Origin of the sequence: Fibrobacter sp. UWP2 (assembly GCF_900141705.1) — a bacterium.
Lineage (GTDB): Bacteria > Fibrobacterota > Fibrobacteria > Fibrobacterales > Fibrobacteraceae > Fibrobacter.
Genome location: NZ_FQYM01000042.1, coordinates 1 through 11516 on the forward strand (window position 1 = coordinate 1; position 11516 = coordinate 11516).

An 11516-nucleotide genomic window follows, 5' to 3' on the forward strand; every position below is an offset into this window, starting at 1 on the left:
TTGCTTGGTGTTTTTTTGCTGAACCAAATTTACAAGTTGGAGACCACCTTTTTCTTTTTGGTTGCAGAAATTTCAACTAACTTTGGGGCATCTTCAACAGCAATATCAATAGGATAGCCTTTCTTGTCCGAAGGAGACGCTTTAACTCGTACTTGAGGATGGGTAACAAGCATATCTTTAGGGTACCCATAATCTTCAAGCAAAATTTTAGCAAACGGTTGAACTGCTCCGACTTCTTCTGGAGTTGCGTTCACATAGCGGCCAGAAACAATGTCTTGTATTTTATTTTCCATTATCCAGTTCCTCTTGTTTGCGAATCATTGCTCAAATTCAAAGGGAACTAGATGTTTGCCCAAAATAAAAGGCGTGGCATCGTTCGACTTGCATACAGGAGGCTCTGGTAAACCGACATACGACAAGTACGAACGACCCACGCCCCAATAGGGACGTGAGCGTTCGCCTTATTCCTCGTATGTCTTTGAAAAATTTACCAGATTTTCCTGTACGAGAATAAGAGCAAAAACTCAAATTTCTGTTTGTTCAGAACCTTACGGTAAAGAACTATGTTTTAAGAATAGTAGTAAAATAAAAAAGCCGCATCAAGCATGACAAGACAATTATGGTGGAATTAACAATAGGATGGATTGGCAGGGTAAGCCCAGGCGTTGCGGGCTGGCGTCTGAAGCCCGCTAGAAATGGTAGCGGAAGACCCGGCTGGGAGAGTATAAAAAGGCGATACCCGCTTAAGGCTGGCTTAACAATATGAGTGGGGTCGGGGCTGGAGCGTGGGAGAGGCGTTCCCCAATTTTTTTTTCAAAAATCTCTTGACATGCTACGCTGGATAGATTATATTTATACTGCTCAAAAGAGCAATTGTAAGCTAAAACGCCCCGTTGTTTTTTGCATGTCTGCGGGGAAAGGAGTAAAAGATGTATAGCGATGCAAAAATCGGTGGTGTCGGAATTTGGCTGGACGAGATTGTTCTTTGCCTTAAGGACAACGAAACCGGAGAAATCAAGGAAACCGTGGTGTTCAGGATTGAGAGCCGCTCGTTCCTGAAAAAGTTCAACGAAAAGAACGGCTGGGGGATCGATTGGATTGAGGTCCCTAACGATGTTGAAGTGTTCGCTCTCGCCTTGAAGGAAAATAACGAAATTCAGGGGCTGGTCGGGGTGAAAAATGATGAAGGGCCTAAGGCGGCGTACTTGCACTGGGCCTGCACTGCTCCGCACAACAATAAACGTGTATATGGCTCACAGCGCTATAGCGGCGTTGGTGGGCATCTTTTTGCCATTGCCGTTGATAAATCTGTACAATGGGGTTACGATGGCGTTATTTTCGGTTTTGCCCTTAACAAAGAACTGCTAAATCACTATATTGGCGTATTAGGGTGTGCGCATATCGGCGCGCTTCATCCGTATCATTTCATTTTGGGGCCGATTGCTGCAAAAAAATTGTTGGAGACGTACACTTATGAATGGAACTAAGAAGGTTGAGGACATTCTGTCCGATGTACGGATTCCGTTTTCGGCGGTTCCCGACCCGTACAGGAACGCTCCTCCCTGCAAGTTGAACTTGCTGGAACTGGCTCGATATGCCGACAGGAACGGCAAAGACATTAGTAGTCTTTCTCAAGAAGAAATAGCCCAGTTCAAGATATAAGGTTAGTTAAAGCAAAAAACGCAGGCTCGTGTTGAGTCTGCGCTTAATGCTTTAGGTCCTTCGACGGAGTTTATCCTGAGCTTGTCGAATGGGTGTCACTTCTTCACGTGCCTATGGTACTCCTGCAAGCTGCAGACCTCGAATCTTCCGAAGTCGTGCTTGTCCATGAGGCCTTCCACGGTAGAGGTGAGGGCGGCGATCGTCGTGGTGATAGGGATGCCGGACACGACGGCCTTGGAGCGCATCTGGATTTCGTCGACCATGGCTTCGGCGCCGGTTTCGGTGGTGTTCACGATCCACTGGACTTCCTTGTCGTGGATGAGGTCGAGCAGGTTCGGGCGGCCACGGGAGATGCGGAACACGGCGCGGGTCTTGATGCCTTCGTTGTAGAGCATGGTGGAGGTGCCGCGGGTTGCGTACAGTTCGTAACCGAGGTTCACAAGCTGGCGGATGAGCGGTACGGCCTTCTGCTTGTCTTCGTCCTTGAGCGAGACGAAGATGTTGCCCTGGCTCGGGACCTTGTTGCCGGAGGCCAGCTGGCTCTTGAGGTAGGCAAGACCGCGGTCGCGATCGATGCTCATGACTTCGCCGGTGGACTTCATTTCCGGAGAAAGCGTGATGTCAACACCCGGGAACTTGACAAAGGGGAACACGGCTTCCTTGACGCTCACGTAAGGCACGTGCACTTCTTCGGTAAAGCCGATTTGTTCGAGGGTTTCGCCCAGCATGCAGCGGCTAGCGTAGCTTGCAAGCGGGACGCCGATGGACTTGGAGACGAACGGCACGGTGCGCGATGCACGCGGGTTCACTTCGATCATGTAGAGTTCGCCATCCTTGACGGCGAGCTGCATGTTCATGAGGCCAACCACGTGGAGTTCCTTGGCGAATTCCTTGGCGTACTTGCGAACCTTATCCTGGATTTCCTTGGAGAGCGTCATGGGCGGAATCACGCTGGCGGAGTCGCCGGAGTGAATACCTGCGGGTTCCACGTGTTCCATGATGGCGCCCACCACGGTGTGCTTGCCGTCGCTGATGCAGTCCACGTCGAGTTCGGTGGCGTCTTCGAGGAAGCGGTCGATAAGAATCGGCTTGCCTTCGCCAATGGCGGCGGCTTCTTCCACGAACTTGCGCAGGTATTTTTCCTTATAGACAATCACCATGCCGCGGCCACCGAGAACGAAGCTCGGACGCACAAGCACGGGGTAGCCGATTTTCTCGACGATGGCGAGGGCTTCTTCCACGTTGTGGGCGATGCCGCTTTCGGCCTGCTTGATGCCGACCTTGTCAACCAGTTGCTTGAAGAAGTCGCGGTCTTCGGCGAGGTCAATGTCTTCGGGGCTCGTGCCGACGACGTTTGCACCGGCCTTCTTGAGGCGCATGGCGAGGTTCAGCGGAGTCTGGCCGCCGAATTGCACGATGACGCCCGCGCACTTTTCGCGTTCGTAAATGCCCATCACGTCTTCGAGCGTGAGCGGTTCAAAGTAGAGCTTGTCCGAAGTGTCGTAGTCGGTGGAAACCGTTTCGGGGTTGGAATTCACCATGATGACTTCGTAGCCTTCGCGGCGCAGCGTAAAGGCGGCGTGGCAGCAGCAGTAGTCGAATTCGATACCCTGACCTATTCGGTTCGGGCCGCCGCCGAGCACCATGATGGTCTTTTTGCCCTGGTGGTCGCGGACGGGTTCGGTGCTATCCGCATAGCAGCTGTAATAATATGGCGTAATGGCTTCGAATTCGCCGGCGCATGTGTCGACGGAGTAGTAGCTCGGAACAAGGCCAATTTGCTTGCGCACCGCCATGACTTCTTCGGGAGTCTTGTGGAACAGGTAACCAATCTGGATGTCGCTGTAGCCGAATTCCTTGGCCTGGCGGAAGAGTGGTAAGTCCTTTGCCAGCGCTTCCAACGAGCCTGCGGAAAGGATTTCGTCTTCGTAGAGGGCGAGTTCTTCGAGATGGCGCAAGAAGTAGCGGTCGATTTTCGTGATTTCGTACAACTTCTCGACGCCCCACTTGCGGCGCAGTGCTTCGTGCAACACGAAGATGCGTTCGGCGCTCGGGCGGGCGACTTCCTTGGCGAGCGTTTCGTCGTCGTATTCCTTGAACTTTTCGCACTTGGCGCAGGCACCGAATCCGCCGAATCCCGTTTCGAGAGAACGGAGGGCCTTCTGCATGGCCTGCTTGAAGTTCGTACCGATGGCCATCGCTTCGCCCACAGACTTCATCTGGGTGCCGAGCGTGGAATCGGCCTTCGGGAACTTTTCGAAGGTGAAGCGCGGGACCTTCACGACAACGTAGTCAAGCGCCGGTTCGAAGCAGCTTGGGGTCGTCTGCGTAATGTCGTTGCGGAGTTCGTCGAGCGTGTAGCCCACGGCGAGGAGGGCTGCAATCTTTGCGATGGGGAAGCCCGTTGCCTTGGAGGCGAGAGCCGAAGAACGGCTCACGCGCGGGTTCATTTCGATGATGATGCGGCGGCCGGTCTTGGGTTCGATAGCCCACTGCACGTTAGATCCACCGGTTTCCACGCCGATAGCTTCCATGACTTTCAGGGAGTCGTCGCGCATGGCCTGGTAGGCGCGGTCATCGAGGCTCTGGATCGGGGCGACCGTGATGGAGTCGCCGGTATGCACGCCCATCGGGTCGAGGTTTTCGATGGAACACACGATAACGGCATTGCCCTTCTTATCGCGCATGACTTCCATCTCGAATTCTTTCCAGCCGAGGAGCGATTCTTCGATAAGTACTTCGTTGTTGAGCGAGGCGTCAAGACCGCGGTTCACGATGGTCTCGAATTCTTCTTCGTTGTGGGCGATACCGCCGCCGGTACCACCGAGGGTGAAGCCCGGACGGATGATGAGCGGCCAGCTTCCGATGGTGTGGGCGATAGCGGTCGCTTCGCTCATGGAGTGTGCTGAACCGGAGCGCGGGAGGTCAAGCCCAATCTTGAGCATGGCTTCCTTGAACAGGTGACGGTCTTCGGCGCGCTGGATGGATTCGGCCTTGGCGCCGATGAGTTCCACCTGGTAGCGGTCGAGAATGCCGCGTTCATTCAGTTCCATAGCGAGGTTGAGTGCGGTCTGGCCACCGAGTGTCGGGAGCAAGGCGTCCGGACGTTCGCGACGGATGATTTCGTGCAGAATGTCGACGCTCAGTGGCTCGATGTAGGTTCGGTCGGCCATTTCAGGGTCGGTCATGATGGTGGCCGGGTTGGAGTTCACCAGCACTACTTCGTAACCTTCACGGCGGAGCACCTTACAGGCCTGCACGCCAGAATAGTCGAATTCGCAGCCCTGGCCAATCACGATCGGGCCAGAACCAATGAGCATAATCTTCTTGATGTCGGTACGCTTAGGCATTCTTTTTGCCTCCATTCACATTTTTCTTATTCTTTTGAGCAAGTGCTGCTTTTACAAGTCCGCTGAACAGTGGGTGCGGTGCCGTGGGACGGCTCTTGAATTCCGGATGGAACTGGCAGGCTTCGAAGTAGGGGTGGTTCTTGATTTCCACCATCTCGACGAGCTTGCCGTCGGGCGATGTACCAGCGATTTTCAGACCGGCCTTTTCGAGTTCCTTGCGGAATTCGCTGTTGTAGTTGAATTCGTAGCGGTGGCGGTGACGTTCGCTAATCTTTTCGCTCTTGTAGAGCTTTGCCGCGTTGGAATCCTTCATGAGCTTGCACGGGTAAGCGCCGAGGCGCATGGTGCCGCCCTTGTCGGTGACGTTTTTCTGTTCGTCCATCAGGTCGATGACCGGGTGGGCCGTCTTTTCGTCGAATTCCGTAGAGTTGGCGTCTTTCCAGCCGAGCACGTTGCGGGCGAATTCAATCACGCAGCACTGCATGCCGAGGCAGATACCCAGCAGCGGAACCTTGTGTTCGCGGGCATAGCGAATGGCTACGCATTTGCCGTTCACGCCGCGGCTACCGAAACCGCCCGGAATCAGAATGCCGTCTGCATTCTTGATGAGGTTCGGATTCTTTTCGAGTTCTTCGGCCTCGATGCATTCCACTTTCACCTTGGCGTTGTGTTCCATGCCGGCATGCTGCAAGGCTTCGTGCACGGACTTGTAGGCGTCGCGGATGGCGATGTACTTGCCCACAAGCGCGATGGTGCATTCGTACTTGGGCTGGGTGGCCTTCTTGACGAGTTTGTCCCATTCAGAGTGGATAATGGGGTGTACGCTCAAGTGGAGCTGTTCAAGAACGCGAAGGTCGAGTTCCTGCTTGGAAAGTTCGCGGGGCACGGCGTATACAGAATCAGTCACGTCCTTTTCTTCGATGACGCATTCGGGCTTCACGTTGCAGAAGAGCGCAAGCTTGTCGAGGTGATCCTGCGGAATCGTCATTTCGGTGCGGCACACGAGAATGTCCGGGAAAATACCGATGTTGCGAAGTTCGGCAACCGAGTGCTGCGAGGGCTTTGTCTTGAGTTCGCCTGCGGCCTTCAGGTAAGGCACCAAAACCAGGTGGACAAAGCAGGTGTTTTCCACGCCGACTTCGAAGCGGAACTGTCTTGCGGCTTCCAGGAAGGGGAGAGATTCGATGTCGCCAGCCACACCGCCGATTTCGCAGAGCACGATGTCGGCGCCGCTTTCGGCTGCAGAACGGAATGCGTCCTTGATTTCGTTGGTGATGTGCGGAATGACCTGTACGGTACCGCCCAGATACTTACCGGCGCGTTCCTTGGCAAGCACAGAGGAATAAATGCGGCCAGAGGTATAGCTGGAGGCCTTGGAGCATTGCACGCCTGCGAAGCGTTCGTAGTGGCCCAAGTCAAGGTCGGTTTCGTAACCGTCGTCGGTCACGAAGACTTCACCGTGCTGGTAGGGGCTCATGGTGCCCGGGTCCACGTTCAGGTACGGGTCCAGCTTCTGCATGAACACCTTGTAGCCGCGACTCTTGAGCAGTAGCGCCAGCGATGCGGAGGTGATTCCTTTACCGAGGGAGCTGACCACGCCGCCGGTAATGAAGATGTACTTGGTCTGTTTTTTTGCGGTTGCCTTAGCCATGTTCGCCTCTCTTGAATTCTTCGATCATTTGTCTGAACTCGCCGAACAGGTAGTAGGAATCGTTCGGGCCCGGAGCGGATTCCGGATGGTACTGCACGCTGAACGCGGGGAGTTCCTTGTGGCGAATGCCCTCAACGGTGTTGTCGTTCAGGTTGATGTGGCTGACTTCTACATTCGTGGGGAGCGAAGATTCTTCGATGGCATAGTTGTGGTTCTGGCTCGTGATTTCTACGGCGCCGGTCTTCAGGTTTTTCACCGGATGGTTGCAGCCGTGATGGCCGAACTTGAGCTTGGAAACCTTTGCGCCGAGCGCGAGGCCGAGCAACTGGTTTCCGAGGCAGATGCCCATCAGCGGGACCTTGCCCAAAAGCTGCTTGACGACTGCCGCCACTTGCGGGAGGCTGTTCGGGTCGGCAGGTCCGTTCGAGAGGAATACACCATCCGGATTCTTCGCCATAATTTGTTCGTAGGTGGCGTTGATCGGGAGGACCGTTACCTTCATGTTTTGTTCTGCGAGATTTCTCAAGATGTTCGTCTTGATACCGAAATCGAGCGCGACAACGTTCAGGTCGCCTTCGGTACTGAATTCGTAGCCCTTCGGGTCGCTGACCTTGCTGGCGTAATCCTGACCATCGAGGCCTTCCCAGGCCTTTGCCTTTGCGATTGCGTCGGCTTCGCTCATGTCGGTGCCGTCTACGTGGAGGTAAGCTTTCTGTGCCCCGTGGTCACGCAGATGGATGGTGAGCGCGCGCGTATCGACTCCCGCGATGCCCGGCTTCTTGTGGGCGAGCATGTAGTCGTGCAGGCTTTCTTCGCCGATTTCCTTGGAGACATCGTCCAACGAGTTCACGACGATTCCGTTCAGGAACACGTCGCGCGATTCGGACTTTTCGAGGTTCGCCGCGTATGCACCGACTTCGGCCGTGGTGAACACCACGAACTGGCCCGCATAGGAGGGGTCCGTCAAAATCTGCTTGTAACCTGCCATGCCGGTGTTGAACACAGCTTCACCGACGGTGTCGGTTGCCTGTCCGAAGGCATAACCCCTAAAGACGGTTCCGTCCGCCAATGCCAGAAACGCCTTCTTCTCGCGTTTCGCTTTCCAGTTGAATCTGTCAGTCATATATTGCTCTCGTTAAATAAAAACTTGTTTCGTAATGTCATTCTGGAGCCCTGTAAGGGCGATAGAATCCATATGGACCCTATCGCGCGGCGTGGCCTTGCTCCAGGGTGACAGTAAAAAATAAAGGCAAAAGCCAAAAGCTTTTGCCAAACGATAAAGACGATTAAAAACGGGAATAAGAAAAATCAGATGTCCGATAGAACGAGCGGGGAGAGTCGCCTGGTTCCGTTGCGAGATTCCTGCAACGGCGGTGCTCAAGTGTGCTTCGATGGATTCCGATATTTTCATCGGAACCAAAATATAGAAAATGTTTTTCCTGCGGTGGAAGTGTTTTTTTGAAAAAATTTCGAGGTGCATGTTCTATTTCATTTTTTGTAAAAGCAATCCGCCGGCGCGATGCCGACGAATTGCATTTATGAGGTTCAGTATATGAATAAGAGTGGGGATTAGTAGATAAATTGGCATTTGGCTGCGCACCTTCGACGCGCAGCCGATGTTATTCATCTACTAATAGATGAATAACATCTCACGATACTTCGGCAGAGGCCACTTCTCGTCGGGCACGATGCTTTCGATTTTGTCCACGATAATGCGGAGGTTTGCCATGGCGTCGAGGATGACTTCGTGCTTTTCGCCGAGAGCGATTTCCATCTGGGCGACCGCGGCATCAAGTTCCTTGAGCTTTTCGCCAAGTTCGCGAGCGTAACCGTCTACCGCGTAGAAGCCCTGGCCCTTAGCCAATTCGTTGGTCTTGAGGGCGTTGCTGTAGGCGCAGAGCACCTGCGGAAGCACCACGTTCTTCGCGATGTCGAATGCAATCTTGCCTTCGATGTGAATCTTCTTGTGGTAATCTTCCATGTTGACTTCGTAACGGGAGTCGAGTTCGCGCTTGTTGAACACGCCGTACTTTTCGAACAGGGCCACATTTTCCTTCTTGTTGAGAGCCTGGAGGGCTTCCATGGTGGTGCGGATGTTCGGGAGGCCGCGCTTGGCAGCTTCTTCCACCCATTCGTCGGTGTAGCCGTTGCCGTTGAAGATAACGCGCTTGTGTTCCTTGACGATCTTCTGCAAAAGGTTCTGCAGTTCTTCGTGGAACTTGTCGGCAGAAACATTGGCGAGCTTATCGGCGATGATGTCGAAGGCTTCGGCGACGATCGTGTTGAGGATGACGTTCGGTTCGGAGCAGCTCTGGCTAGAACCCGGAGCGCGGAATTCGAACTTGTTGCCGGTAAAGGCGAACGGAGAAGTACGGTTACGGTCCGTAGCGTCGCGCGGGAGCGGCGGGAGAGTGTCAGAACCGAGCTTCAGTGCACCGGCCTGCTTGCTGGACTTCGGATCGCCCTTTTCGAGCTGATCGATGACGTCGGCGAGCTGGTCGCCGAGGTACATGGAGATGATTGCCGGAGGAGCTTCGTTGGCACCGAGACGGTGGTCGTTACCGGCGCTAGCAACAGCCATACGGAGCAAGTCGGCGTGGGTGTCGACAGCGTAGATCACGGCGCAGAGCGTGGTGAGGAAGATGGCGTTCTGGTGCGGGTCCTTGCCCGGGTTCAAGAGGTTGGTCTTGCCATAGTTCACGGACCAGTTGTTGTGCTTACCGGAACCGTTGATGCCGGCGAACGGCTTTTCGTGCAGCAGGCAGACGAGACCGTGGCGGTCAGCGACCTGGCGGAGCACTTCCATAATCTGCATGTTGTGGTCGCAGGCAAGGTTCACTTCTTCGAACATCGGAGCAAGTTCGAACTGGGCCGGAGCGACTTCGTTGTGGCGGGTCTTGGCCGGAATGCCGAGCTTCCAGAGTTCCTTTTCCACATCGTTCATGAAGTTGATGATGCGAGCCGGAATGCTACCGAAGTAGTGGTCTTCCATCTGCTGGTGCTTTGCAGGTGCTGCACCGAATAAGGTACGACCAGCCTGGTACAGGTCCGGACGCTGCAGGTAGAAACGCTTGTCGATCAGGAAGTATTCCTGTTCGGCACCGAGAGTGACGGTGACCTTCTGCTGGGCAACGCCGAAGAGACCCATGAGGCGGTCGGCGGACTTCTGCAGGGCCTGAATAGAGCGGAGAAGCGGAGTCTTCTTGTCAAGTGCTTCGCCGGTGTAGCTACAGAAAGCGGTCGGGATGCAGAGCGTTGCACCGTTGCCGTGGCGCTTGATGAAAGCCGGAGAGGTCGGATCCCAGGCGGTGTAGCCGCGGGCTTCGAAGGTGGAGCGAAGGCCGCCGCTCGGGAAGGAAGAAGCGTCCGGTTCGCCGACAATCAGGTTCTTGCCGCTGAAGGCCATGATGGCCTTGCCGTTCTCGGGTTCCAAGAAACTGTCGTGCTTTTCGGCGGTGGAACCAGTAAGGGGCTGGAACCAGTGCGTGAAGTGGGTGGCACCGCGGTCGATGGCCCACTTCTTCATGGCGTGTGCGACTTCGTTCGCGATGCTCGCGTCGAGCGGTGCGCCCTCGTCGATGGTGGCGAATAGCTTTTTGCAGATGTCCTTGGGCAGGTAGGCGCGCATGGCCTCCGCGTTAAAGACATCCTCGCCGTAAAAGTCGATGCTTGCGGGGGCTGCGGGGAGGTTCTCGCCGGCTTTTTCGCTGGCGATTTCCTTGATAGCTTTTAATCTGTATTCGTTGTTCATGGCAATCTCCTATGAATTTTGTTTTCGGTGCCATGAGTGCAAAAAACGTGCCAAAAGGTAAAATGACGATTTCTTTGCAAAATCGCAATTTTCGAGCTGTTACAAAAATTCGGAATTTTCCAAAAATTGAAAAAAGAAATGTAATATTACGTTTTCTGTAAAAAAAGCTTCGGAAAGTCACCCTTTCTGCGGTAAGCGTTCCTCGTAATCGTCCAGGAACGAATGCAGTTCGCCGCCGGCCTTGTAGCCGGGGAACGTCTCGATGCAGACGGAGTGCAGGCTGTTGAAGATGCTCTTTTCGATGTTCGGGTTTTCGCGCTTGAGGCGCTTGATGAGCGCCTTGATTTCTTGGCGCTTGCTACCGCCACCGCCGTTGTCACAGACGGTGCAACTTTCGGTAAAGCGGCAGGCGCACTGGATAAACTGCAGCCCGTTGTAATTTTTCCAGTTGATAATGTCTTGCTCGTTGATGCAATACATAGGGCGGATGAGTTCCATGCCGCCGAAATTCAGGCTGTGGAGTTTGGGCATCATGCCCTGCAGTTGCGAGCCGTAGAACATCGCCATGACGGTGGTCTCGATGACATCGGAAAGGTGGTGACCCAGCGCAATCTTGTTGCAGCCCAGGTCCTTTGCCTTGTGGTAGAGGTGGCCGCGGCGCATCTTGGCGCAAACGTAGCAGGGGGAACGTTCGGTGTTGTTTGCCACGTCGAAAATGTTCGTCTCGAAAACAGTGATGGGGATTTCCAGGAGCTTTGCGTTGCTTTCGATTTTCTGGCGGTTGATTTCGTTGTAACCGGGGTCCATTACCAGGTATTCCACGTCGAATTTCACGTCGCTGTGGCGGTGGAGCATCTGGATGAGCTTCGCCATGAGCATGGAATCCTTGCCGCCGGAAATGCAGACGGCGATTTTGTCGCCCGCTTCGATGAGCTTGTAGTTCTTGATGGCGGTAATGAACGGCGTCCAGAGCCTTTCGCGGTATGTTTTCGAAATGCTCCGTTCTACGCTTTGGACAAATGAAAGTTCTCGTGCCATTTTCATTACCTTTTTTGCGTTTATTTGCAAAGTTCCTTGTAGCAGCTGTCGAATGCGGCCATGA

The 11516-nt window shown here is 54.2% G+C and carries 9 protein-coding genes; 2 read left to right on the forward strand and 7 right to left on the reverse strand.

What is annotated here, in order from left to right; genetic code table 11:
- Positions 1-29: 29 nt before the first annotated feature.
- The gene (locus BUB55_RS12845; RefSeq protein ID WP_073192111.1) at positions 30-293 is read right to left on the reverse strand and encodes a hypothetical protein; all 264 of its coding nucleotides are present in this window, start codon (positions 291-293) and stop codon (positions 30-32) included.
- A 636-nt stretch (positions 294-929) separates the two neighbouring features.
- Here BUB55_RS12845 and BUB55_RS12850 point away from each other — a divergent pair.
- Together BUB55_RS12850 and BUB55_RS12855 are read left to right on the forward strand one after the other, a co-directional pair.
- Entirely contained in the window at positions 930-1487 is a 558-nt protein-coding gene (locus BUB55_RS12850; protein ID WP_073192113.1) for a hypothetical protein, read from the forward strand.
- A complete protein-coding gene (locus tag BUB55_RS12855) occupies positions 1474-1662 on the forward strand; it encodes a hypothetical protein (RefSeq protein ID WP_072813443.1) in 189 nt (62 codons plus the stop codon). Before BUB55_RS12850 ends, BUB55_RS12855 begins: the two co-directional genes overlap by 14 nt.
- Before the next feature lie 95 nt (positions 1663-1757).
- Here the strand turns inward: BUB55_RS12855 and carB are convergent, their stop codons facing one another.
- The 6 genes from carB to BUB55_RS12885 all read right to left on the reverse strand — a co-directional run bounded on the left by carB (position 1758) and on the right by BUB55_RS12885 (position 11452).
- Positions 1758-5012 (reverse strand): carbamoyl-phosphate synthase large subunit, encoded by a 3255-nt coding sequence (carB, locus tag BUB55_RS12860; RefSeq protein ID WP_073192115.1) that lies wholly within the window; start codon positions 5010-5012, stop codon positions 1758-1760.
- Positions 5005-6663 (reverse strand): CTP synthase, encoded by a 1659-nt coding sequence (locus tag BUB55_RS12865; RefSeq protein WP_073192117.1) that lies wholly within the window; start codon positions 6661-6663, stop codon positions 5005-5007. The genes carB and BUB55_RS12865 overlap by 8 nt, the downstream gene beginning before the upstream one ends.
- On the reverse strand, positions 6656-7786 hold the full coding sequence (gene carA, locus BUB55_RS12870; protein WP_073192119.1) for a glutamine-hydrolyzing carbamoyl-phosphate synthase small subunit: 1131 nt from the start codon (positions 7784-7786) through the stop codon (positions 6656-6658). The genes BUB55_RS12865 and carA overlap by 8 nt, the downstream gene beginning before the upstream one ends.
- Before the next feature lie 12 nt (positions 7787-7798).
- On the reverse strand, positions 7799-8074 hold the full coding sequence (locus tag BUB55_RS12875) for a hypothetical protein (protein ID WP_143153069.1): 276 nt from the start codon (positions 8072-8074) through the stop codon (positions 7799-7801).
- Between the two features lie 219 nt (positions 8075-8293).
- Positions 8294-10414 carry a glutamine synthetase III family protein gene (locus tag BUB55_RS12880; protein WP_073192124.1) on the reverse strand — a complete coding sequence of 707 codons (2121 nt, stop codon included), beginning with the start codon at positions 10412-10414 and terminating at the stop codon, positions 8294-8296.
- Positions 10415-10591: 177 nt separating this feature from the next.
- The gene (locus BUB55_RS12885; RefSeq protein WP_073192132.1) at positions 10592-11452 is read right to left on the reverse strand and encodes a tRNA 2-thiocytidine biosynthesis TtcA family protein; all 861 of its coding nucleotides are present in this window, start codon (positions 11450-11452) and stop codon (positions 10592-10594) included.
- Between the last annotated feature and the right edge of the window lie 64 nt (positions 11453-11516).